At 66.4% G+C, this 21407-nt stretch carries 25 protein-coding genes; 8 read left to right on the top strand and 17 right to left on the bottom strand.

Annotated elements, in window-relative coordinates:
• Position 1: 1 nt before the first annotated feature.
• On the bottom strand, positions 2–595 hold the full coding sequence (locus tag ACW9UR_RS00660; protein WP_458914962.1) for a metallophosphoesterase family protein: 594 nt from the start codon (positions 593–595) through the stop codon (positions 2–4).
• Positions 592–1377: a uracil-DNA glycosylase gene (locus ACW9UR_RS00655; RefSeq protein WP_458914961.1), complete on the bottom strand. Its 786-nt coding sequence runs from the start codon at positions 1375–1377 to the stop codon at positions 592–594. The genes ACW9UR_RS00660 and ACW9UR_RS00655 overlap by 4 nt, the downstream gene beginning before the upstream one ends.
• 228 nt (positions 1378–1605) lie before the next feature.
• Here ACW9UR_RS00655 and ACW9UR_RS00650 point away from each other — a divergent pair, with 228 nt between their 5' ends.
• The 4 genes from ACW9UR_RS00650 to ACW9UR_RS00635 all read left to right on the top strand — a co-directional run bounded on the left by ACW9UR_RS00650 (position 1606) and on the right by ACW9UR_RS00635 (position 4893).
• Positions 1606–2544, top strand: a complete 939-nt coding sequence (locus tag ACW9UR_RS00650) for an aspartate carbamoyltransferase catalytic subunit (protein WP_458914960.1) — start codon at positions 1606–1608, stop codon at positions 2542–2544.
• A complete protein-coding gene (gene pyrC / locus ACW9UR_RS00645) occupies positions 2537–3814 on the top strand; it encodes a dihydroorotase (protein ID WP_458914959.1) in 1278 nt (425 codons plus the stop codon). Before ACW9UR_RS00650 ends, pyrC begins: the two co-directional genes overlap by 8 nt.
• Positions 3811–4401, top strand: a complete 591-nt coding sequence (gene plsY / locus ACW9UR_RS00640; RefSeq protein WP_458914958.1) for a glycerol-3-phosphate 1-O-acyltransferase PlsY — start codon at positions 3811–3813, stop codon at positions 4399–4401. The genes pyrC and plsY overlap by 4 nt, the downstream gene beginning before the upstream one ends.
• 69 nt (positions 4402–4470) lie before the next feature.
• Complete coding sequence (locus ACW9UR_RS00635; protein ID WP_458914957.1) at positions 4471–4893, top strand: DUF805 domain-containing protein; 423 nt, start codon at positions 4471–4473, stop codon at positions 4891–4893.
• On the opposite strand, the gene ACW9UR_RS00630 is transcribed toward ACW9UR_RS00635, so the two are convergent.
• Genes ACW9UR_RS00630 through ACW9UR_RS00615 form a run of 4 tightly spaced genes read right to left on the bottom strand, consistent with a single transcriptional unit; the run spans position 4890 to position 8274 of the window.
• Positions 4890–6260 carry a glutamate--cysteine ligase gene (locus ACW9UR_RS00630; RefSeq protein WP_458914956.1) on the bottom strand — a complete coding sequence of 457 codons (1371 nt, stop codon included), beginning with the start codon at positions 6258–6260 and terminating at the stop codon, positions 4890–4892. The two genes, ACW9UR_RS00635 and ACW9UR_RS00630, sit on opposite strands and share 4 nt — an antisense overlap.
• Before the next feature lie 36 nt (positions 6261–6296).
• A complete protein-coding gene (locus tag ACW9UR_RS00625; protein WP_458914955.1) occupies positions 6297–6854 on the bottom strand; it encodes a hypothetical protein in 558 nt (185 codons plus the stop codon).
• Complete coding sequence (locus tag ACW9UR_RS00620) at positions 6851–7543, bottom strand: hypothetical protein (protein WP_458914954.1); 693 nt, start codon at positions 7541–7543, stop codon at positions 6851–6853. The genes ACW9UR_RS00625 and ACW9UR_RS00620 overlap by 4 nt, the downstream gene beginning before the upstream one ends.
• Positions 7540–8274 (bottom strand): 16S rRNA (uracil(1498)-N(3))-methyltransferase, encoded by a 735-nt coding sequence (locus ACW9UR_RS00615; protein WP_458914953.1) that lies wholly within the window; start codon positions 8272–8274, stop codon positions 7540–7542. Before ACW9UR_RS00615 ends, ACW9UR_RS00620 begins: the two co-directional genes overlap by 4 nt.
• Before the next feature lie 9 nt (positions 8275–8283).
• Between ACW9UR_RS00615 and ubiA the strand changes: the two genes are divergently transcribed.
• From ubiA to ACW9UR_RS00600, 3 genes are all read left to right on the top strand, one after another.
• The gene (ubiA, locus tag ACW9UR_RS00610) at positions 8284–9270 is read left to right on the top strand and encodes a 4-hydroxybenzoate octaprenyltransferase (RefSeq protein WP_458914952.1); all 987 of its coding nucleotides are present in this window, start codon (positions 8284–8286) and stop codon (positions 9268–9270) included.
• 72 nt (positions 9271–9342) lie between these two features.
• A complete protein-coding gene (locus ACW9UR_RS00605; protein ID WP_458914951.1) occupies positions 9343–11865 on the top strand; it encodes an OmpA family protein in 2523 nt (840 codons plus the stop codon).
• Between the two features lie 3 nt (positions 11866–11868).
• Positions 11869–12198 carry a hypothetical protein gene (locus tag ACW9UR_RS00600; RefSeq protein ID WP_458914950.1) on the top strand — a complete coding sequence of 110 codons (330 nt, stop codon included), beginning with the start codon at positions 11869–11871 and terminating at the stop codon, positions 12196–12198.
• Between the two features lie 16 nt (positions 12199–12214).
• Here the strand turns inward: ACW9UR_RS00600 and moaE are convergent, their stop codons facing one another.
• From moaE to pgsA, 3 genes are read right to left on the bottom strand one after another with little or no spacing between them, the layout of a single operon-like run.
• Positions 12215–12661, bottom strand: coding sequence for a molybdopterin synthase catalytic subunit MoaE (gene moaE / locus ACW9UR_RS00595; protein ID WP_458914949.1), 447 nt, complete (start codon positions 12659–12661; stop codon positions 12215–12217).
• Positions 12662–12663: 2 nt separating this feature from the next.
• The gene (gene moaD / locus ACW9UR_RS00590; RefSeq protein WP_458914948.1) at positions 12664–12909 is read right to left on the bottom strand and encodes a molybdopterin converting factor subunit 1; all 246 of its coding nucleotides are present in this window, start codon (positions 12907–12909) and stop codon (positions 12664–12666) included.
• Between the two features lies 1 nt (position 12910).
• Entirely contained in the window at positions 12911–13579 is a 669-nt protein-coding gene (gene pgsA / locus ACW9UR_RS00585; RefSeq protein ID WP_458914947.1) for a CDP-diacylglycerol--glycerol-3-phosphate 3-phosphatidyltransferase, read from the bottom strand.
• A 102-nt stretch (positions 13580–13681) separates the two neighbouring features.
• On the opposite strand from pgsA, the gene ACW9UR_RS00580 reads away from it, so the two are divergent.
• Positions 13682–13858, top strand: coding sequence for a hypothetical protein (locus tag ACW9UR_RS00580; RefSeq protein ID WP_458914946.1), 177 nt, complete (start codon positions 13682–13684; stop codon positions 13856–13858).
• Here the strand turns inward: ACW9UR_RS00580 and ACW9UR_RS00575 are convergent.
• From ACW9UR_RS00575 to ACW9UR_RS00540, 8 genes are all read right to left on the bottom strand, one after another.
• Entirely contained in the window at positions 13855–15450 is a 1596-nt protein-coding gene (locus tag ACW9UR_RS00575; protein WP_458914945.1) for a lysozyme inhibitor LprI family protein, read from the bottom strand. The two genes, ACW9UR_RS00580 and ACW9UR_RS00575, sit on opposite strands and share 4 nt — an antisense overlap.
• Positions 15438–15992, bottom strand: coding sequence for a hypothetical protein (locus tag ACW9UR_RS00570; protein ID WP_458914944.1), 555 nt, complete (start codon positions 15990–15992; stop codon positions 15438–15440). The genes ACW9UR_RS00575 and ACW9UR_RS00570 overlap by 13 nt, the downstream gene beginning before the upstream one ends.
• Positions 15989–16411 (bottom strand): hypothetical protein, encoded by a 423-nt coding sequence (locus ACW9UR_RS00565; protein WP_458914943.1) that lies wholly within the window; start codon positions 16409–16411, stop codon positions 15989–15991. Before ACW9UR_RS00565 ends, ACW9UR_RS00570 begins: the two co-directional genes overlap by 4 nt.
• A gap of 56 nt (positions 16412–16467) precedes the next feature.
• Positions 16468–18378: an excinuclease ABC subunit UvrC gene (uvrC, locus tag ACW9UR_RS00560; protein ID WP_458914942.1), complete on the bottom strand. Its 1911-nt coding sequence runs from the start codon at positions 18376–18378 to the stop codon at positions 16468–16470.
• 337 nt (positions 18379–18715) lie between these two features.
• Positions 18716–19498 (bottom strand): SDR family oxidoreductase, encoded by a 783-nt coding sequence (locus ACW9UR_RS00555; protein ID WP_458914941.1) that lies wholly within the window; start codon positions 19496–19498, stop codon positions 18716–18718.
• Positions 19499–19516: 18 nt separating this feature from the next.
• Positions 19517–20449 carry a calcium/sodium antiporter gene (locus ACW9UR_RS00550; protein WP_458914940.1) on the bottom strand — a complete coding sequence of 311 codons (933 nt, stop codon included), beginning with the start codon at positions 20447–20449 and terminating at the stop codon, positions 19517–19519.
• Between the two features lie 46 nt (positions 20450–20495).
• A complete protein-coding gene (locus ACW9UR_RS00545) occupies positions 20496–20678 on the bottom strand; it encodes a hypothetical protein (protein ID WP_458914939.1) in 183 nt (60 codons plus the stop codon).
• 3 nt (positions 20679–20681) lie between these two features.
• On the bottom strand, positions 20682–21407 hold a 726-nt coding region (locus ACW9UR_RS00540), incomplete at its 5' end, for a S49 family peptidase (RefSeq protein WP_458914938.1).

The raw sequence follows: 21407 nt of genomic DNA, 5'->3' as shown, positions 1-21407 counted from the left end.
GTCAGACCTCGAACCAGTTGGGCGTCGGACCCAGGTTGCGCACGCGGGTCTGGCCGATCATGCCCTCGGCGCCCCAGCTGTCGTGGATATGGCCGCAAACGGCCAGTTGCGGCCCGATCCGCTCGATCGCGTCGCGGATCGCGGTGGACCCGACCGAGGCGCCGCCCGATGTCACGTCCCCGACGCCCTTGGGCGGTGAATGCGTGACCAGGATATCGGCGCTGCGGCAGGACTTCAGCATGCCGGCGGCCTCGTCCTCGGACAGATCGCAGGACCAGTCGCCGAAGGGTGTCACCGGCACGCCGTAGCCGAGGCCGAAGATCTTCACGCCGCCGACGTCGATGCCCTCGCCATGCAGCACGGCGGTGCCCTCGTGCGCGGCCTCGCGCAGCTCGTCGGCACTTTCGGCATTGCCCGGCACGAACACCATCGGGCGGCGGATGTCGGCCAGCAGCGACATCGCGCCCGCCAGCCCTTCGCGCATGTTGCAGAAATCCCCCGCGCCGATCACGAGATCCGCGTCGAGGCTGGCCGCGACGATCGCCTCGGCCTTCAGGCGCGACAGATGCAGGTCGGAGAACGCCAGTATCCTCATGCCAGCCTCGCCTTCAGCGTCAGCAGGTCCGACCAGGCCAGCCGCTTCTTCAACGGGTCGCGCAGCAGCGCGGCGGGGTGGTTCATCGGCAGCACCGGCAGGCCCAGCGCCTCCTGCCACTGGCCTCGCAGCCGGGTGATCCCACTGGTGGTTTGCAGGACGGTGCGGGCGGCAGGCGCGCCCATCACGACCAGGATCTCGGGGGCCGCCAGCGCGATGTGGCGACGCAGGAAGGGCAGCATGGTGGACATCTCCTCGGGCGATGGATCGCGGTTCTGCGGCGGCCGCCAGGGCACCGTATTGGTGATGTAGAGGCCCTCGGCCGGATCGCCAGCGGTGCGGCTGAGGCCGATGGCCGCGAACATCCGATCCAGAAGCTGACCCGATTTCCCGACAAAGGGCTTGCCCTGCTGGTCCTCCTCGCGGCCCGGCGCCTCACCGACGATCATCACCCGCGCGCCGGGCACGCCGTCGGCAAAGACCGTGTTCCGCGCACCGCGTTTCAGCGCACAGCCCTCGAAAGCGGCGATGGCAGCATGCAGCGCAGGAAGATCCGCAGCCGCAGCGGCCAGCTTCTCGGCCTCGTCAGCCGCCGAGGCCTTGGGTGCGGGGGCCGCAACGACCGCCGCAGCCTTCGGCGCCGGAGCCACGGCCGGCTGTTCGTATCTATTGACCGGCGCATCCAGAATCGCCTCGTCCGCACCCAGCTCGATCTGCCAGATCAGCGCGGCCAGCGCATCCTCGGGAGCCAGGGATTCGGCAAAGGTCTCGGGGTGATTCATGCGCCCGACCCTAGCGAGGCGCGACCGGACTGGAAAGGCCGCCCGAAGCCGCGCGGCGGGCCCCGTCCCGGCCGCAGGTCGGGATGGGGAAAAAAGACCTGGCGCGCAAGCGCCTCCGCCGGCTTGGCGGCAACCGAGCTTGCCTCCAAGTTCCCGGCCACAGGACTTGCCGCCCCGACGCCCCGTGCTATACCCGGCGCGACCAGCCCGGAAAGGACCGCCCCGCCGATGTTTCCGCACCGCCACCTGCTGGGGATCGAGGGGCTTTCGCCCACCGACATCACGACGATCCTCGACCTGGCCGAAACTTACGCCCGCGCGAGCCGCGACGGCCCGGCGCCCGAACCGGTGCTACGGGGCCTCACCCAGATCAACATGTTCTTCGAGAACTCCACCCGCACCCAGGCCAGTTTCGAGCTGGCGGGCAAGCGGCTGGGCGCAGATGTGATGAACATGGCGATGCAGGCCAGTTCGATCTCCAAGGGCGAGACGCTGATCGACACCGCCTTGACGCTCAACGCCATGCACCCCGATCTGATCGTCGTGCGCCACCCGCAGTCGGGCGCGGTGAACTTGCTGGCCTCCAAGGTCAACTGCGCGGTGCTGAACGCCGGTGACGGACGGCACGAGCACCCGACACAGGCGCTGCTTGACGCGCTGACGATCCGCCGCCGCAAGGGCCGCCTGCACCGGCTGACCGTGGCGATCTGCGGCGACATCGCACACAGCCGCGTGGCGCGCTCGAACATGATCCTTCTGGGCCTGATGGAGAACCGCGTTCGCCTCGTCGGCCCCAGGACCCTGATGCCCTCGGGGCTCGACCAGATGGTCGCCGAGACCACCGACGACATGCGCGAGGGCCTCAAGGACGCCGATGTCGTGATGATGCTGCGCCTGCAGCGCGAACGCATGGACGGCGGCTTCATCCCGTCGGAACGCGAGTACTACCACCGCTTCGGCCTCGACGCCGAGAAGCTGGCCTACGCCAAGCCCGACGCCATCGTCATGCACCCCGGGCCGATGAATCGCGGGGTCGAAATCGACGGGCTGCTGGCCGACGACATCAACCACAGCGTCATCCAGGAGCAGGTCGAGATGGGCGTCGCCGTCCGCATGGCCGCGATGGACCTTCTGGCCCGCAACCTGAGGGAGGCGCGCAATGCCTGACCGCCTGATCCTCTCCAACGCCCGCCTGATCGACCCCGAGGCAGGCGAAATCCGCCCCGGCGGCATCATCATCGAGGATGGCCTGATCGCCGGCTTCACCGACGGCACGCCGGACGGCGCGATCGACTGCCGAGGCAAGTGCCTTGCCCCCGGCATCGTCGATATCGGCGTCAAGATCGGCGAGCCGGGCGAGCGGCACAAGGAAAGCTACCGCACGGCGGGGCTTGCGGCGGCGGCGGGCGGTGTAACGACGATGGTCACGCGCCCCGACACGTCTCCCGTCACCGACACGCCCGAACTGCTGGAATTCGCCTCGCGCCGCGCGGCCGAGGTCGCCCCGGTCCATGTCCGCCCCATGGCCGCCCTGACCAAGGGCCGCGAGGGGCGCGAGATGACCGAGATCGGTTTCCTGCGCGACGCGGGCGCGGTGGCATTCACCGACGCCGACCGCCCGGTGCAGGACCCCAAGGTGCTGCTGCGGGCGATGCAATACGCACGTGGCCTTGATGCGCTGATCATTGCCCACGTTCAGGAGCCGGGGCTCAGCAAGGGCGCCTGCATGACCTCGGGGCCGTTCGCGGCGAAGCTGGGCCTGCCCTCGGTCAGCCCGATGGCCGAGCGGATGCAGCTTGAACGCGACCTCGCGCTGGTCGAGATGACCGGCGTTCGCTACCACGCCGACCAGGTGACCTGTGCGCCGGGAATCGAGGCGATCCGCCGTGCCAAGGCCGCGGGGCTGGACGTGACCGCGGGCACCTCGGTCCATCACCTGACGCTCAACGAGTTCGACGTCGAGGATTACCGCACCTTCTTCAAGGTCAAGCCGCCCCTGCGCTCCGAACAGGACCGGATGGAGACGGTGCAGGCGCTGGCCGACGGGATCATCGATATCATCAGTTCGATGCACACGCCGCAGGACGAGGAAAGCAAGCGCCTGCCGTTCGAAATCGCGGCCTCGGGCGCGGTGGGTCTGGAAACCCTGCTGCCCGCCTGTCTGCAACTGGTCCACGCGGGCCATATCGACCTGCCCCACCTGTTCCGGGCGCTGAGCCTGAACCCCGCCACGCGCCTCGGCCTTCCCGCAGGGCGACTGGCCGAGGGCGCCCCGGCGGACCTGGTGCTTTTCGACCCGGACACGCCTTTCATCCTCGACCGCTATACGCTGCGGTCGAAGTCACGGAACACGCCCTATGACGGGCGGCGGATGCAGGGCCGTGTGCTGCTGACCGTCGCAGGCGGGCGCGTCGTTTTTGAACGGGAGGCCGCATGAGCTGGCTGCTGGCGGCCCTTGGCGGGTATCTTCTTGGTTCGATCCCCTTCGGCATGGTCATCAGCCGCGCGCTGGGGCTGGGGGATCTGCGCCAGATCGGCTCAGGCAACATCGGCGCGACGAACGTGCTGCGCACCGGGCACAAGGGCGCGGCGCTGGCGACGCTGATCCTCGACAGCGGCAAGGGCGCGATCGCGGTCCTGCTGGCGCTGTGGCTGGCACCGCAGGCCGCGCCCGTTGCGGGCGTCGGCGCGTTTCTCGGCCATCTGTTCCCGGTCTGGCTGGGCTTCAAGGGAGGCAAGGGCGTTGCGACCTATCTGGGGATCCTGCTGGCGCTGGCTCCGCTTGCGGGGCTCGCCACCTGCGCAACCTGGCTGGTGACGGCGCTGATCTTCCGGATCTCGTCGCTCTCCGCGCTGGTCGCGGCATCGCTCGCCCCGGTATGGATGCTGATCCTCGGCAATCCGCGCGACGCGCTGGCCGCGCTGGTCATGGCGGCGCTGATCTGGTGGACACATCGCGCCAACCTCGCCCGTCTGCGCGCAGGCACCGAGCCGCGCATCGGACGTGGCGGCAAATCTTCGTGAACACATTGCCATAACAGGATTTTTCATGTCATCTTCCCGCCGGACTACAGGGTACGGGGGCAGAACCGCATGAGAATGGGCATGGGCAAGGCGATCATGACCTGCCTCGAGAAATTCCTGATCTTCGGTGGACGCGCGACCCGGGCCGAGTTCTGGTGGTTCTACCTGTTCACCGTGATCGTCGGCTTTCTCGCCGTTCCGCTCGAGATCTTCCTGGAAACCCAGATGATCACAACCGGTGTTGGCGTCGCTTTCCTGTTGCCGACACTGGCCGCCGGCGCACGTCGACTGCACGATACCGGCCGCCCCGGCTGGCTGCTGGCGATCCCCTTCCTGGCGCTTCCGCTCTACGCAATCAGCCCGGCAGCTTTCGGGCTGGGCCTGCTGTTCGGGCTCGCCGTCGTGGTCCTGCTGCTGTGCATGCCGGGCCAGCGCGGCCCGAACCGCTGGGGGCCGGACCCGCGCCTGACCCCCGACATCGACGCCTTCTAGTAGCTGTACTCGCCGTAGATCCGGTCGAGGTTGCCGTCCCAGTTGCCGTTGTAGCGCCCCAGCAGTTCGTCCGAGGGCGTACGCCCGGTCTCGACAATCTCGAGCAGCGCGTTGAGGAAATGCGTCTCGTCCGCAATCAGCCCACCCGCGCCGGGACGTGCCCGCGCGACCAGCCCGGCCTTGGCAATATCCAGCACCTGCGCCGCAAGATCCTGCATCGAGCGGCCCCGGATCTGGGCCTTCAGGCCCAGTTTCGCGGCATCCCGGCGCAGCGCGTCACGCTCTTCCGCGGTCCAGTCCTTGACTAGGTCCCACGCGGCATCCAGCGACGGCTGGCTGTAGAGCAGCCCGACCCAGAGCGCGGGCAGCGCACATAGGCGCCGCCAAGGGCCGCCGTCTGCGCCGCGCATCTCCATGAACTTCTTGATCCGCACTTCCGGAAAGATCGTGGTCAGGTGATCGGCCCAGTCGCTCAGCGTCGGCTTTTCGCCGGGCAGCGCGGGCAGCTCACCCTTCAAAAAGTCGCGGAAGGACTGGCCCAGCGCGTCGATGTACTTGCCGTCGCGGTAGACGAAGTACATCGGCACGTCGAGCGCGTAGTCCACGTAGCGCTCGAACCCCATGCCCTCCTCGAAGACGAAAGGCAGCATGCCCGTGCGGTCCGCGTCCAGGTCCTGCCAGATCCGGCTGCGCCAGCTCTGCCAGCCATTCGGCTTGCCATCCAGGAACGGAGAGTTCGCGAACAGCGCCGTCGCCACCGGCTGCAAGGCCAGCGAGACGCGGAACTTCTTCACCATGTCCGCTTCGGAGGCGAAATCCAGGTTAACCTGCACGGTGCAGGTCCGGTACATCATCTGCGTGCCCAGCGCGCCGACCCGCCCCATGTAGCGGGTCATCAGCTTGTAGCGCCCCTTGGGCATCATCGGCATCTGCTCGTGCGACCAGATCGGCGCGGCGCCGAGGCCGATGAAGGCGGCGCCGATCTCGTCGCCGATCTCCTTCACCTCGCGCAGGTGCTGGTTCACCTCGTCGCAGGTCTCGTGGATCGTCTCGAGCGGTGCGCCGGAAAGCTCCAGCTGTCCGCCGGGCTCGAGGCTGACGTTTGCGCCATCCTTCTGCAGGCCAATCAGCTTGCCGGCCTCCTCGACCGGGGTCCAACCGAAGCGGTCGCGCAGGCCCGAGAGCATCGCGTGGATCGAACACGGTCCCTCGTAGGGCAGCGGCAGGTGTTTCCCGAGGCAATAGCCGAACTTCTCATGCTCGGTGCCGATGCGGAAATCCGCCTCGGGCTTGCAGCCCTCCTCGAGATAGCCCGCAAGCTGGGAATGGTCCTCGATCGGTCCGCCGCCGGACTGGGGTATCGACATGCCTGCGGCCTCCCGCGATTGACGTAGACGTTTTGCCTAGTGCTTCCCGATGGACCGCGCAACCCGCGTTCCCGTGACCGGGTCCGGATCTGAGCGTTTCCAGATCGTGAACGATCCGTCCGCGTCCAGCGCGGCGGTCGCCGCCTCCATCCGCATCCCCGGCAGGGCCGCGAACAGGTCCACCAACCGCTCGGCCCCGCGCGCGCCAAGCGGAACATAGACCGGAGGGCCGTCGTCATGGTGCAGCACCCAGGATCGGTCGCCGTTGCGGTGGTGAACGAGTTCCAGCTTCTCCAGTGATCCCAGATCGACAAACTGCCCGCCCTCGGGCGCATAGTAGCCAATGCGCGCCTCGGTAATGTCGACCACGCCCGCCGCCAGTTCCGCCGCGCGGAAGCGCGCCCTGCGCAGGGCAGCGACCAACCCAAGCAAGCCCACCATGAGGATCGCGCCGCCCGCCATAGCCGCCAACCAGCCACCCGAGGCCAGCCCCAGCCAGCCCAGCCAGACGCCTAGCAGGCCCACCGCACCGAAGGCCAGCGGCTCGGCATTGCGGACCGCCCAGGTGCGGATCTCGGGGCGGATCAGGCTCATGCCTCCCGGTCCAGCGGATCCCAGGGCAGGTCTTCGGTCTCAGCCCGGTCGTCGTATGGCGCGCGCAGCGGCTCGAAGGTCATGTCGCTCATATCCCGGATCAACGTCTCTCCGCGATATAAGCATCCGCCCTCGGTTCGGTAGTCCGCCAGTGGGTCCGGGCTTTCGACAGCACCACTCAGCCGGGTCAGATCAGCTGGCCGGACATTCACCCGCCGTCCGTCCGCATGGGCGAACCCGAGCGTGTTGTCCCCCGAAGGCGTCACCTCGAACACCTGCTCAAGCCCCTTGGCGCGGCGCAGCTTGTCGCGATTCTCCGTCGCGCCGTGGATGACATAGCGCGTGTTGTCGAGAAACCGCCCGCCCACGCCATAGCCGATCCCGTCAGCATAGAGCGCCAGAGCGGTCAGCCACGGAGGCTGGCAGATCACCGTGTACCACCAGCCGACCTCGGCCCCGCGCCTGTCGTGCCGCCCGGTCAGATAGATCATGTGCCGCCCGTCCGGCGACAGCGAACACTCGTCCGCGCGGATCGAGCCCTTCAGCCACTGGCCGTCCTCGAAACTGTCGTCGGCCCGGTCCCAGAGGATGCAGCGCACCAGCGCCGAGGGGCCGCGCCGCAGGATCACCGTGCGCGTGCTGTCTGCCGCCGTCACGAAAGACAGTGAGCACTGCGCGGGCGTGTTCACCGCCAGTCCCCCAGCGCGATCTGCCAGGCGGTGATCGCGGCGGCAGCGGCAGTATCGGCACGCAGCACGCGCGGCCCAAGCGTCACCGGCACCACACCGGGATGCCTGCGCAACACCTCGGCCTCTTCCGGCGAGAACCCGCCCTCGGGTCCGATCAGGATCGCCCAGGGACCGCCCCCCTGCCCCGCCATCGCCTCGGCGACCGGGCGGGCGGTGCGCGCCTCGTCGCAGAACATCAGCCGCCGGTCCTCGGGCCAGGTTGCAAGCACGTCCGCCAGCTTCGCGGGATCGTCCACCGTGGGCACAAAGGTGCCGCCGCATTGCTCGGCCGCCTCGACGGCATGGGCCTGCAGCCGGTCGGTCCGGACACGCTCTGCATTGGTGAACCGGGTCAGCACAGGGCAGATGCGGGCGGCCCCCAATTCGGCGGCCTTCTCGACGATGAAATCGGTGCGCGCCTTCTTGATCGGCGCGAACAGAAGCCACAGGTCCGGCGGGTCCTGCTGCGGGGCGGTCTGCGCCTCCACCCGGACGCTCACGCGCTTTTTTGCGGCACTCTCGATCACCGCCCGCCACTCGCCGTCGCGACCGTTGAACAGCGCCACCGCGTCGCCCGCGCCCTGGCGCATCACGCCAGTCAGGTAGTGCGCCTGCGCCTCCAGCAGCAGCTCGGTCCCTGCGGCAAGGGGTGCGTCGACATAAAGCCTGATTTTCGGTGAACGGTCTGTCATAAGGCCCCCATGATCGAGCGAGACCCTATAACCGAAACCGCCCCGGACGGAAGGGTGGCCGACGCCACCGACCGTAACTGGGTCGACCGCTATGCGCCGGCCTTTTCGCGGCCCTACCTGCGGCTGGCGCGTGCCGACCGGCCCATCGGGACCTGGCTTTTGCTGCTGCCCTGCTGGTGGGGGCTTATGCTGGCGGTCGCCGCGGACCCCGGGGGGGCGACACTGCACGACCTCTGGATCGTGGTCGCCTGCGGGGTCGGCGCGACGCTGATGCGGGGCGCGGGCTGCACCTGGAACGACCTCGCCGACCGCAAGATAGACGCGAGCGTGGCGCGGACCCGCTCGCGCCCGCTGCCCTCGGGGGCGGTAAGCCCGCGCGCGGCGTTCCTCTGGCTCTGCGCCCTGTCGCTGGCCGCCTTCGCGATCCTGCTGACCTTCAACGCGTTCACCATTCTGTTGGCCTGTTCCTCGCTGGTGTTCGTCGCAATCTACCCGTTCGCGAAGCGCTTCACCTGGTGGCCGCAGGTCTTCCTGGGGCTGGCGTTCAACTGGGGCGCGCTGGTCGGCTGGGCCGCGCACACCGGCAGCCTCGGCTGGCCGCCGGTGATCCTCTACCTGGCCGGCATCGCCTGGACGCTGTTCTACGATACGATCTACGCGCACCAGGACGCCGAAGACGACGCGCTGATCGGCGTGAAGTCCACCGCCCGGCTGTTCGGAGAGAATTCGCCGCGCTGGCTGTTCGCCTTCCTCGTTGTCTCGGTCTGCCTGCTGGCCGCAGCGGCGATCATGGCGCTGGCGCCGGTCGGCGCGCTACCGCTGCTGGCAGGGATCGGCGGCGCCTGGGCCTTCGGTTGGCACCTGGCCTGGCAGTTGCGACATCTGGATATCCAGGACGGCCCGACCTGCCTGCGACTGTTCCGATCCAACCGCGAGGCGGGGCTGCTGCCGGTCTCGGCCTTCGGCTTCGCGGCGCTGCTCGGGACCTTCGGCTGAGGCCGCTTGCTTGAACCACCCGAAGCGAGGGCATAGTGTGCCGGCGCACTCGGGACATCGGAGGTATCCGCGTTGCCAACACGGGCAGCCACCCTATACGCGATAGCAGCGGCATTCGGAGCGGCGGGCGTCAGCGCCCTGGCCGCCGCGGGGGGCGTGACGCTCTTCGAAACGCAGACCCGCGACTACCTGGTTTCGGCGCTGGAGCCCGAGGATTCATGGCTTTCCATTGACGTTCGCGGGACCACGGCGGTCCTGACCGGCGATGCGCCCAGCGTCGCCGCGCGCCGTGCCGCGCTGACCCGGCTGGGCGCCGCGCGCAAGGGGCTGGTCATGCTCGACCATACTGGCACCGCCGATGCGCCCGAGGATGACTCGCCCGCCGAAACGCCGATTCCTTTCGCCAACCTGGCGCTGCAGATCCTCGTGAACGGCGAGGAGATCACACTGATCGGCGAAATTCCGCAGGCCGAAGATGGCGACGGCCCCGCTGCATTGCTGGCCGAGTTGCGCGGCGACGTGCAGCTTTCGGACATGACTTTGGCCGCCGAGGGTCGCGTCCCCGACGACTGGCCGCCCAGCATGGCGCTGGCGCTGGAGGCGGCGCAAATGCTTCACCGTGGGCAGATCGCGGTTCGCGCCGGGGACGTGCTGGTCGACGGCTCTGTGGCAAGCGCCGAGCTGCGCGACCCCGCGCTGGCCCGTCTTGCCGTCGCACGTCCTGAAGGTACACGCCTGCTGGCCCGGTTGAGCGCGCCGCGCCCCCTGATCGCGCCGTTTCCGTTCTCGGCCCGGATCTCCGACGACGGGACACTGAAGATCGAGACCTGCGCAGCGCCCGACACCGCCGGCGCCGAACTGATCCGCGCGCGCGCCCTGACCCTGGGCGGCAGCGCCGAGTGCCAGATTGGCCTTGGCGCCCCTACGGCCGAGTGGGCCAAGGCCGTGGTCGCCACGCTGAACACGCTCGAGGGACTTGGTCAGGGCCGGGTCCGCATCACCGATGGCGACATTCGCCTGACCGGGCCCCGCGGCATGGCTGCCGGCACCTTCGAAGAGGGCACCGCGGCGCTCGCCGCCGCACTGCCCCCGGGCTACTCGCTGACAACAGTCCTGCCTCCGCCGCCGCAGACCGGCGAGACCGGCGATGTCGAGCCGCCGCGTTTTACCGCCGTCCGCTCCGAGGATGGTGCCGTGAGAATACGCGGCGACCTGTTCGCGGATGCGCTCAAGGGCACCGCGCTCGCGCTGGCCGAGGCTCATTTCGGCTTCGAAGCCGTAGTCGACGAAACCACCTCGCGCGAGGATCTACCGCATGGGTGGTCAGCCCGCGTCGTCGCCGCGCTCGACGCGCTCGGACGCCTGAATCAGGGGCAGGTCGAGGTTACCGAAGGCGAGATCTTCGTGACCGGCACCTCCGGCTCCGAAACGATCGAGGAAGACGTCCAGGCCGCGCTGAACGAGCGTCTGCCCGAGGGTGCCGAGGCCCGGCTGGAGCTCTGGTACTCCGAGGAACTCGCCGTGGCCGAGGAGCAGAAGCTCGTCGCTTTGCCCGGCGAGCTTTGCGCCGAACAGATCAACGTGATGCTCGACGGCAGCCAGATCGTGTTCCCGCCGAACGCCGACGATATCTCCGAGGAAAGCCTGCCCGCGATCGACCGCATCGCCGAGGTCCTGCAGCAGTGCCCCGGCGCGCGATTCGAGATCGAGGGTCATACCGACAGCCAGGGCCGCGAAAGCTCGAACATGGCGCTCAGCCAGGCGCGGGCACAGGCGGTCATGGCGGCGCTGCTGGAGCGCGGCGTCGACATGGTCTTCCTCAACGCACGCGGTTACGGCGAGGAACAGCCCATCGCCGACAACGAAACCGAGGAAGGCCGCGCCCGCAACCGCCGTATCGCCTTCCGGCTGATCGAGAAGGACGAAGCCGCCGACGAGGCCCAGACGCCCGAGGAGCAGAGCGTGATGGCCGAAGCCGACACGCCTGACGGCGCCAACGCGGGGGAAAGCGATAGCGTCACCACCCGCGCCTCGATCGGGCCGACGCCGATCATCGAGACCACCACCAGCGAGGACGAGGAAGGCGGCGTGGAGCGCACTGCCCTTTCGGTTCAGGATGACAGCCTGGACGGCTCGGGACACGATATCGACGAAACCGCCGAAGGCGAAGCGCCCGAAGACGCCGCCGACGGCGCAGCCGAGACGGCCTCTCTCGGCGATGGCGAGGCCGATCAAGACGCTGCTGGGGAAGAACCCGCAGAAGAGGCTGGGGACGCCACAGCTCTCGGCGACATCCGTGACCACACCGACGCGCATGACGGGGACGCGGACACCGCGGAAGGGGCGGCAGATGCAGACAACGCCCAGGCGGATGAAGACGGCGCGTCAGAGACGACTGACGCGGAGGAGACTGCCGACGAAGGCGCTGCGGAGGATGCATCCACCGGCGCCGATGCGGACGCGGGCACGGGCACGGGCACCGAAACAGACGCTCAGACCGGAACCGAACCTGAAGAAACCATCGAGTACAGCGGCGAAGGCCCCGGCCGTCCGCGTGCTCGCCCCGAAGACCTGCCGTCGGTGCAGGCGGACTGACCTATGGACCGCACACAGCTTACTATCCTCGTCGCCCTCGCATTTCTGCTGGCCATGGCCTTCGGCTGGATGCTCCGCTGGGGCTATGACCTCCTGAACCCGCCGCCGCCGCCCGAGCCGAAGGACGACAGCGAATGGGCCGAATACGCCCGTGCCTGTGAAGCCGCCCGTGATGAAGCTCAGGGCCGCCTGTCCGAAGTCGAGCGCGAATTGGGCAACAAGCTGCAGCAGGCGCAGGCCGAACTGGAGGCCGCGATGGACGGTCTGGGGGCGCAACGGCGTTACGCGACGGAACTCGAGGCCGAGCTGAACGCGCTCAAGGCAAAGGGCTGAGCCACTCGCAAAGCCTTTACCAACGTTTCAGCGCAGCCTCGTCCTCTTCGCGGGCATCGACCCAGCGTCCGCCGTCGCGCGTCGCTTCCTTTTTCCAGAACGGCGCGCGGCTCTTCAGGTAGTCCATCAGAAATTCCGCCGCCTCGAACGCATCTCCCCGATGCGGCGACGCGGTGGCGACCATCATGATCTGATCGCCCGGATGCAGCAGCCCGTAGCGGTGGATGATCAGGCTCGCCTGAAGCGACCAACGGTCGACCGCCTGCGCCTCGATTTCGGCAAGCGCCTTCTCGGTCATGCCAGGATAGTGCTCCAGCTCCATGCTGGAGATCGCCTCACCCTTCGCGGTGCCACGCACCAGCCCCGAGAAGCTGACCAGCGCGCCGATGTCGTCGCGCCCGGCGCGCAGGGCATCTAGCTCGGCGCCGATGTCGAAATCCTCGCGCTGAACCCGGACCGCCATGCTCAGCCCCCGGTCATCGGCGGGAAGAAGGCGACCTCACGCACGCCCTCCAGCGAGGCGTCGAGCGGCGATAGCTCCTGGTCCAGCGCCACGCGGATCGCGCTCATGTCCGAGAAAGCCACGGCATAGCGTTCCTCGCGCGCCTTCAGCTCTTCGACCAGTTCGGCCACGGTGGCGGCGCCGGTCTCGACGCGTTCTTTCGGCAGGCCGATGCGCTCGCGCACCCAGGCGAAATAGAGGATGTCCATCTCAGCCCTCCTTCGGGGTCAGGAACGGCAGCGCCTTCCGGAAATAGTCAATGCCGGTGATCAGGGTCAAAATGCCCGCGATCCACATGGTCACCAACCCTGCATATTGCGCCGCCTGAAAGCGCCAGACCGTGCCACGCAGGCCGAACTCATCCTCGGCCTCGCCCGAGAGCACCGCAAGCTCGCCCTCCAGCCCGATCTGGTTGTAGATGACAAGGTAGTCGTACTGGAAGATCCCCGCCAGCAGCAGCAGCGGGATCGCCACCATCTGCACGGTGGTCTTCCACTTGGCCAGCTTAGTTACAGCCAGCTTACCCGCGTCCGCGCCCAGGAACTCGCGCAGGCCCGAGACGAACACCTCGCGGAACAGGATCATCGCCGCCGGGATCAGCACCCAGGGGTTCAACCCGCTCAGGCCCATGATCACCGCCAACGCGATCACCACCATCGCCTTGTCCGCGATCGGATCCAGCATCCGCCCGAAGGCGCTGATCTGCTTCCATCTGCGGGCAAGATAGCCGTCGAGGTAGTCGGTCAGGGCCGCGCCGATGAACAGCGCCAGCGCCACCCAGTCGGCAACAGGACGCGGCAGCACGACGAAGACCAGCGCGAAAGCAGGTGCTGCCAGCAGGCGCAGGACGGTCAGGATGTTGGGCACGGTGTTCAGCATACCCCGGCTTATCGCGCGCCTTGGAACAAATGCCAATGGCCCCTTTCGCCCGCCCCGCGGCGTGGTGTAGCGATGCCGGGAACCACGCTTCGGAGACCCACCATGCGCCCTTCCGCCCCCGGACGCTTCGTCCTCTATGTCTCGCTGATTGCCGCCATCGCCGCGGCGCTGACCATCTTCGGCCTGATCCCGATCTATGTCGCCGGCCTCGGCGGCGGAGAACTGGCCCTGATCGCCTACGGCTTCCTTCTGGCCGGGGTGCTGATCCGGTTCCTCTAGTCGCCCAGCATCGCGGCAAGCTGATCGACACGCATACGGGTGTAAAACGCCAGACAATGTGCGGCGTTTGCCGAAGCAAGGGGGTTGTCGAGGTCGATCCGCTCGGGTCGACAGGTGAGGTTGCGCGCCTTTATCCACTCCCTCTGTGCGGACTTTACGTCCAACCCTTGATCTCGCGCCTGAGCGTAGAGTTTTCCCATCGCCCCATCGAAACGCGACAATATCGAATAGCGGCAAATCAACTCGGCGGCAGGATCTAGTTCGCCACCGCAGTTGAAGCTGGGACCTTCCACGTCCGAGACTTCCGCGGGCAGACGCTCATGGCCCGCGCCGATATCATGTCCAGGTCGCAGCCAGGATCCCCAATTGCCCAGCCGGATAAAGTCGTTGACTGGGTATGCACCGTCGATGTCGAGGGCGGATTTGTAGAGAGAGCCGGGACTGACCTCGCCATTCCGAGGATCGCGATAGTGAATATTCTCGTTGAAGGTCTTCACATACCAGCCGTCACCCCGGAACACGTTGCATCCGACCGGACCCAAACCAGGTTCGATACCCTCGGTTGCAAATGAGTCCGGACCGTCGGCCGGCAGAAGTCGCCGGTAAACGACCCCGGCGATCGCCCCCGATTGTGCGTCGATTGTCGGGAACGGCGCACCCGAAGTTTCAAGCTCGCGTCCGGCTATCTGTGCAGGAGCTTGAAAAGACGAGCCATAGCCCCGTTCGTTGCCAAGATTGCGGTTGTATGTGTGGACGAACACGCACGCACCCTGCGCATCTACGCCACCAATTTCTGCAGGATTGGATACGTCGTCCGCCAATAACGTCGCGGCCGTCTGGTCGAGCCTGGCGTAATTCTCAATCAGTACAAACTGCTCGGCTAGGTCGTCGACCGTTTCGGGCAGGGTAGCATCTGCGCTCGGCGGCCCCATCGAAAGCATGTCGAAGACGAAATCGGCTGCGACGTCCCAACCGGCCATGCGAGCCGCGATCTCGCTGATCGCGAAACGCGCCATAGCGTAGAAATCGTCCGCTATCCCGGATAGATCGACGTCAGCACCAGGCGCCGGTTCCAAGGTCTTTCCCAATTCGGTGAACGGGGCATGGAACCCCACGATGGCCCCGGTGTGGAGATACCGCGCCGGCCACTTCGGCAGGCCTCGCAGCATTACTCTTGCGCCGCCGAGCCACGCGATTGCACAGGCTGAAAGGCACCGGTCCCCCGACGCGACATATGTTGCGACAGCAAAAGACTGGATGGTGTCGGATATGTCGAGGGCCTCGTAGAAGTCGCCGCCGTCGCTGGCGAATGACACGACGACCTCATTGAACATGTGCTGATTGAAGTCGGGCAGCTTCTCCTGCAAGAGCGCCTTCAATTTGGCGTTGTCGCCCCTTACGATTTCGCCTGTAACCCGAAGATGGGGCCCGCCTAGAAAAACCGGACCGCCTGTCGGCATCGGCTCGCCGACCGAATCCAGTGGATATGGCGAGACCAACACCTGGCCCATCGGATCGACCCAGTTCATCTCGGCAGCGCCAGCCTTGGCAACCAGCCCGAGCGCCAAAAGGCCCGCGATCACCGTGCGCATTTGGAGTTCTCCACAAATTCTTGCAAGTCTATACCGAGGCTGTTGCCGCCAAAGACCAGCCGGTAGTCAGAAACTATGGGGGCGTAGGTTTGATGAATTTCTATTGCGTACTCGCCAAGGTGATCGCGTGCGGTGTTGCAGTCGCACAAACCCGCATCGACACAAATGGCCAGTTGATCGAGATTGCGCACAATGGCTACGACGGATGACGTCAAGTCTTGCTGCGGCTCCTCCGAGGCGCGCCCATAGATCACCTCGCGGGTGAATAGGGCAATGTTTGGGCCAGAAACCTTTTGCTGCTGCATCACGGCCAAAGCTTCCCGGTGTTCCAGCCAACGATCCGTGATCTCACGTTGCATGTCCGCCAGAGGATCCTCGCTTAACACGCGCAGGTAGCCAAGGGTGGCGTCGACCGCGCGATCCCCATTCGCCTTGTAGAGCTGGTATGCGGTGGCGCCGATCGCGAATACGGCGGCAAGATACGAAGCCGCTTCAAGCCTTCTGAACCAAGTCCAGTTTGCCGCATCCGGAACGTCGCTCATGGGCAAAGATCCAGGCGCAACTCCACAATCAATGCATCTGGATCGAGAACGCCGTCATACTCGAAAGGCTGTACGACGAGATCATAATGATCCCGCAAGCATTCCAACTGCCTGCGGCTAAGGATCAACATGGCCTCCGTCTCATCCTCCGGAATGAGCGGCCCCGCATCGAACGAGGGATTGAGGACGGAATTCTGGGTCGCGAGCCGTGCAAGATCCCTGGCTGACGGCATGTCCGGACAAAGACCAACCGGGAGCGGTCGAGAGGCACGGCCCGCCTTGATGTATTCATCTGCCATTTCGGATAAACATGCAGCCTGATGTTCACGAAGTACGGGATACTCGGGAACCTGTGCGACGCTTCCGTCGGCAACCAAGTAGAACACGGCGATACCGCAGGCGGACAATGATCTTAACATGAAATAACCGAATACTTCCCCACCTGAGAACAGGCTAGCAAAGCATCCGCGTCACGTCATCCGCTCTTTTCGTGGAAATGCGCATAGATCGTCTCGGCCAATGCGTCCGAGATGCCGTCCACGGCCTTCAGGTCCGCCAGCCCCGCGCGTGAGACCGCCTTGGCCGAGCCGAAATGCGCCAGCAGCGCCCGCTTGCGCGTGGCACCCACGCCCGGCACATCGTCCAGCGGCGTTGCGCTGACCGCCTTGGCCCGCTTGGCCCGGTGCGCGCCGATGGCGAACCGGTGCGCCTCGTCGCGCAGGCGCTGGATGAAATAGAGAACCGGGTCGCGATAGGGCAGCGCCATGGCGGGCTTGCCGGGGCGGTAGAACTCCTCCTTGCCCGCATCGCGGTCCACGCCCTTCGCCACGCCGATCACCGCGATATCCTCGACGCCCATCTCGTGCATGACCTCGTCCACCGCGCTGATCTGACCCGGGCCGCCGTCGATCAGCAGCAGATCGGGCCAGGCGTCAGTCTCGCGGTTCGGGTCTTCCTTCATCAGCCGAGCCAGACGCCGCTCCAGCACCTCGCGCATCATTCCGAAATCGTCGCCTGGCGTCAGATCCTTCGAGCGGATGTTGAACTTGCGGTACTGCGATTTCAGGAACCCCTCGGGCCCAGCCACGATCATCCCGCCGACGGCGTTGGTGCCCTGGATATGCGAGTTGTCGTAGACCTCGATCCGCTGCGGCGGACCGTCGAGGTCGAACGCCTCGGCCAGCCCCTCCAACAGCCGTGCCTGGCTGGCGCTTTCAGCCATCTTGCGGGCCAGCGCCTCGCGCGCGTTGCGCAGCGCGGATTCCACCAGCTGCGCCTTCTCGCCACGCTGGGGAACGCCGATCGTCACCTTGCGCCCGGCGGCGGCGCTCAGCGCGGCAGCCACAAGGTCGGGGTTGTCGACGGGATGGCTCATCAGCACCATCCGGGGTGGCGTCTTGCCATCGTAGAACTGGGTCAGAAACGCCTCCAGCACCTCGCCCGGCTCGGTCCCCGAAGCGAGACGCGGGAAATAGGCCCGGTTGCCCCAGTTCTGGTTGGCGCGGATGAAGAAGACCTCGACGCAGGCCTGGCCGCTGTCCTGATGAAGCGCGACGACATCGGCCTCGGCCACGCCCGCAGGGTTCACGCCTTGCGTGGACTGCACCTGTGTCAGCGCCTTGATCCGGTCGCGCAACGCGGCGGCGCGCTCGAACTCCATCGCGTCCGAGGCTTCCTGCATCGCCTCCGCCAACTTGGCCTGAACTCTCGTGGTACGCCCCTGAAGAAAACGCCGGGCATCCTCCAGGTCGCGGGCGTACTCTTCTTCGCTGATCCGACCCACGCACGGCGCCGAGCAGCGCTTGATCTGGTGCAGCAGGCAGGGGCGCGTGCGGCTCTCGAACATCGAGTCCGAACAGTTGCGCAGCAGGAATGCCTTCTGCAGCTGGTTCAGCGTTCGGTTCACCGCGCCGGCGCTGGCGAACGGGCCGAAATAGGCGCCGTTCTCACGCTTCATCCCCCGGTGCTTCTTGATCGCCGGAAAAGGGTGGTCCGCCGGGATCAGGATGTTCGGAAAGCTCTTGTCGTCGCGCAGCAGCACGTTGTAGCGCGGCTTGAGCTGCTTGATGAGGTTCTGCTCAAGCAGCAGCGCCTCGGTCTCGGTTTCGGTTGACAGGAACATCATGGAGCGGGTGGCCGCGATCATCCGCCCGATCCGCGCGGAATGCCCCGTCGGCTTGGCGTAACTCGCCACCCGTTTTTTCAGGTTCCGCGCCTTGCCGACGTAGAGCACCGCGCCCTGTTCGTCGAGCATCCGGTAGACGCCTGGCCCCTGCCCGAGGTTGCGCACGTATTCGGCGATGATCCGGTGTCCCGCTCGCGCCGAGGATGTGGGTGCGCTGGCTCCCTCCTCCTCGAAACCCGGCGCTTGCGGTTCTTCCGTCATCAATTCCTCACCCGTGCTGATTCTGCTCTCTGGCTGCTACTCCAAGCGGCCGATTTCAAGCCAAAACCTTTCCACCAATCCTGTGGATAAAGCTGTTCAAAACTCCTGCGTAAGCGCGATTTCCCCCGGAAATTAAGGGCTCCGAGCGAATTGCTCAAAAAATGAGCAACATCGTAAGTCATTGAAATTCAATGTGATATTTTTGTATACGTCAAAAAATTCTAGGAAATTTAAGGATTTATAACAGTAATGTGAGAACTCAGATACCCGTGGACAAACCGGCTTTGACCTGCCGTGGTCCGGCCCTTCGCCGAACACCCGATTCCCTGAGCGCGAATTACTCAACACCCTGAACATCCGGCGTATTCCATCCAAGATGCTGACCGCCGTCCATACACAGCAACTGCCCGGTCAGTCCGGGCGAGTCGAGGATGAAGCCCAGCGCCCGGCAGACCTCCTCGGGGTCGGACCCGCGCTGCAGAATTGTCGCCTGCCGCTGCCCCTGGAAGTGCCCGTCGCTCTGCCGCGCGCCTTGCATCGTCGGGCCCGGGCCGATGCCGTTTACCCTGATGTCGGGCGCCAGCCCCTGCGCCGCCGTTCTCGTCAAAGCCCAGAGCGCCGACTTGGCCAGCGTGTAGGTCGCAAAATGCGGTGTCAGCTTGCGCACGCGCTGGTCGATCATGTTGACCACAACGCCGCTCGCGATCGGCTCTCCAGCCGCGTCCCGCGCCCCTTTGGGGCATTGCGCGGCAAAGGACTGGGTCAGGAAGAACGGCGCCTTGAGGTTCGATCCGAGGTGCCGGTCCCAGCTTTCCAGTGTCGCGGTCCCGACCGTGTCGTGCTCGAAGATCGAAGCATTGTTGACCAGTACCGTGAGCGGCGACCCCAGCGCCTCGGAGGCGCGCGGAACCAGACCGGCCACGGCCTCGTCGTCCAGCAGGTCCGCTTGCAGCACCGTTGCACTCACGCCCAGCGCCCGCGCCTCCTCGGCGGTGGCTTCGGCATCGGCAGCACTACCGTTGTAGTGGATCGCCACGTCATGGCCGCGCCGGGCAAGCTCCAGCGCCATGGCCCGGCCCAGCCGCCGGGCGGCCCCCGTCACAAGGGCAGGTCCCGTCATCTTACGTCCCTCTCCGGGTCAGAACAGGAACATCATGTAGGCCGCATAGGCCAGAAGGAACCCCGCACCGACACGCCGGCCCAGTTTGACCCCGAACATCACGAAAGGGGCCAGCACCAGCGCGGCCGCCAGCATCACCCACATGTCCTGCGAGATCATCATCTGCGGCACCTCGAGCGGACCGAACAGGCTGGCGACGCCCATGATCGCCAGAATGTTCAGCATGTTCGAGCCGATCACGTTGCCCAGCGCCACGTCCGCCTGCCTGCGGATCGCGGCCATCACAGTGGTGGCCAGTTCCGGCAGCGAGGTACCGACGGCGACCAGCGTCAGGCCGATGACCTCTTCCGAGATCCCCGAGTTCAGCGCGATCTCGCGTGCGGCGTCGACCAGGATGTCGGCGCCGAAGGGCAGCGCGATGATGCCAGCCAGCACGTAGAGCGCCGCGCGGCCGTTCGACAGTGCCGCGGCCTCGGAAGGGTCGAAATCCTCGGGCAGCCCGTTCCGGCTCTTCATCGCGCTCATCGCCATCCAGACCAGCACCACCACCAGGATCGCCAGCAGAAGCAGCCCCTGCCAGACGCCCAAGGGGCTGGTATAGAGCAGACCCATGAAGACAACCGTGACGGCGAGCATCTGCAGATAGCTGCCCTTGGTGTCGCAGTCGTCGGTGTAAAGCCGGCTGATCAGCGCCGGTACGCCCAGCACCAGAAACACGTTCGCGATGTTCGAGCCGACGACGTTGCCCAGCGCAAGACCCGGCGCGTTCTCCAGCGCCGCCTTGACCGCGATCAGCAGCTCGGGCGCCGATGTACCGAAGGCGACGATGGTCAGGCTGACCAGCAGCGGCGGCACGCCGAGATGGAGGCTCAGGGCCACCGCGCCGCGCACCAGCACGTCGCCGCCCATGATCAGGATCAGCAGGCCGACGCCGGCCAGTAACAGTTCCATGTCCTCACTTCCGCATGGTCGCGCCACCCTCAGAGGGCAGGAGTGGTCATTTCTTCGATTGGCACGGGCAAGGACCCTTGCCCGGATTGTAGGCGCCGCACTCGGGGCATTTCCGCGCCGCCGGAAGCCGTGGCTTTCGGATCCCCGGAAGGCGGGGCATCCGCAGCTTTCCGAACATCGCCAGCACCGCCATCGCGATCAGGAACAGAAGGACGGCGCGGACGATCATGGCTCAGACTCCGTAGCGGGCCCAGGCGGCCCGATCCTCGATCGCGCCGACCAGGTCGGGGGCACTCATGCCGAAACGGCTGAGCAGGCCGCGCTTGGGCTTGCTGACGCTGAACCGGGTCTTGTCCCCGAACAGCTCTTTCATCTTGGGCACCAGATGGGCGGTTCCGTCGACCAGTCCCAGCTCGACCGCCTGGCTGCCAAGCCAGACATCGCCGGTGAAAAGGTCACCCTCGGCAAGCTTGTCGCCGCGGCGGGATTTCACTTGCGCGATGAAAACCTGGTGCAGGTCGGCCTGGATTTCCTTCAGCCGCTCGACGTCCCGTTCCCGTTCGGGGCGGAACGGGTCTAGCATGCTCTTGTCCTCGCCCGCGGTGTAGACGCGACGCTCGATGCCGTGGCGGGCGATGAACTCGTGCAGGCCGAACCCGGCAGAGATCACGCCGATCGAGCCGATGATGGACGCCGGATCCACGTAGATCTCGTCCGCCGCCGTTGCCAGCCAGTACCCGCCCGAGGCGGCCACGTCCTCGCAGAAGGCGTAGACCTTCACGCCCTTCTCGTCGGCGAGCCGCCGGATCCGCGCGGCGATGAGCGCCGACTGGACCGGAGAGCCACCGGGCGAGTTGATCTGCAAGGCCACCGCGGCGGGCTTGCCCTTGAAGGCGCGCTCGATCGGTTGGGCCAGAAGGGAGTCGTTGATCGCGCGACCGCCCGGCCGGGCGGTCGC

It is taken from the genome of Halovulum sp. GXIMD14794 (assembly GCF_054457455.1).
Note: the sequence above shows the minus strand (reverse complement) of the source record. Positions and strands in the feature narration are given on the sequence as shown.

What these genes read in the sequence shown, in the direction of transcription:
- ACW9UR_RS00660 (WP_458914962.1), bottom strand. Translation starts at nt 595, where the DNA reads ATGAGGATACTGGCGTTCTCCGACCTGCATCTGTCGCGCCTGAAGGCC.
- ACW9UR_RS00655 (WP_458914961.1), bottom strand. Translation starts at nt 1,377, where the DNA reads ATGAATCACCCCGAGACCTTTGCCGAATCCCTGGCTCCCGAGGATGCG.
- ACW9UR_RS00650 (WP_458914960.1), top strand. Translation starts at nt 1,606, where the DNA reads ATGTTTCCGCACCGCCACCTGCTGGGGATCGAGGGGCTTTCGCCCACC.
- pyrC (WP_458914959.1), top strand. Translation starts at nt 2,537, where the DNA reads ATGCCTGACCGCCTGATCCTCTCCAACGCCCGCCTGATCGACCCCGAG.
- plsY (WP_458914958.1), top strand. Translation starts at nt 3,811, where the DNA reads ATGAGCTGGCTGCTGGCGGCCCTTGGCGGGTATCTTCTTGGTTCGATC.
- ACW9UR_RS00635 (WP_458914957.1), top strand. Translation starts at nt 4,471, where the DNA reads ATGAGAATGGGCATGGGCAAGGCGATCATGACCTGCCTCGAGAAATTC.
- ACW9UR_RS00630 (WP_458914956.1), bottom strand. Translation starts at nt 6,260, where the DNA reads ATGTCGATACCCCAGTCCGGCGGCGGACCGATCGAGGACCATTCCCAG.
- ACW9UR_RS00625 (WP_458914955.1), bottom strand. Translation starts at nt 6,854, where the DNA reads ATGAGCCTGATCCGCCCCGAGATCCGCACCTGGGCGGTCCGCAATGCC.
- ACW9UR_RS00615 (WP_458914953.1), bottom strand. Translation starts at nt 8,274, where the DNA reads ATGACAGACCGTTCACCGAAAATCAGGCTTTATGTCGACGCACCCCTT.
- ubiA (WP_458914952.1), top strand. Translation starts at nt 8,284, where the DNA reads ATGATCGAGCGAGACCCTATAACCGAAACCGCCCCGGACGGAAGGGTG.
- ACW9UR_RS00600 (WP_458914950.1), top strand. Translation starts at nt 11,869, where the DNA reads ATGGACCGCACACAGCTTACTATCCTCGTCGCCCTCGCATTTCTGCTG.
- moaE (WP_458914949.1), bottom strand. Translation starts at nt 12,661, where the DNA reads ATGGCGGTCCGGGTTCAGCGCGAGGATTTCGACATCGGCGCCGAGCTA.
- moaD (WP_458914948.1), bottom strand. Translation starts at nt 12,909, where the DNA reads ATGGACATCCTCTATTTCGCCTGGGTGCGCGAGCGCATCGGCCTGCCG.
- pgsA (WP_458914947.1), bottom strand. Translation starts at nt 13,579, where the DNA reads ATGCTGAACACCGTGCCCAACATCCTGACCGTCCTGCGCCTGCTGGCA.
- ACW9UR_RS00580 (WP_458914946.1), top strand. Translation starts at nt 13,682, where the DNA reads ATGCGCCCTTCCGCCCCCGGACGCTTCGTCCTCTATGTCTCGCTGATT.
- ACW9UR_RS00575 (WP_458914945.1), bottom strand. Translation starts at nt 15,450, where the DNA reads ATGCGCACGGTGATCGCGGGCCTTTTGGCGCTCGGGCTGGTTGCCAAG.
- ACW9UR_RS00570 (WP_458914944.1), bottom strand. Translation starts at nt 15,992, where the DNA reads ATGAGCGACGTTCCGGATGCGGCAAACTGGACTTGGTTCAGAAGGCTT.
- ACW9UR_RS00565 (WP_458914943.1), bottom strand. Translation starts at nt 16,411, where the DNA reads ATGTTAAGATCATTGTCCGCCTGCGGTATCGCCGTGTTCTACTTGGTT.
- uvrC (WP_458914942.1), bottom strand. Translation starts at nt 18,378, where the DNA reads ATGACGGAAGAACCGCAAGCGCCGGGTTTCGAGGAGGAGGGAGCCAGC.
- ACW9UR_RS00555 (WP_458914941.1), bottom strand. Translation starts at nt 19,498, where the DNA reads ATGACGGGACCTGCCCTTGTGACGGGGGCCGCCCGGCGGCTGGGCCGG.
- ACW9UR_RS00550 (WP_458914940.1), bottom strand. Translation starts at nt 20,449, where the DNA reads ATGGAACTGTTACTGGCCGGCGTCGGCCTGCTGATCCTGATCATGGGC.
- ACW9UR_RS00545 (WP_458914939.1), bottom strand. Translation starts at nt 20,678, where the DNA reads ATGATCGTCCGCGCCGTCCTTCTGTTCCTGATCGCGATGGCGGTGCTG.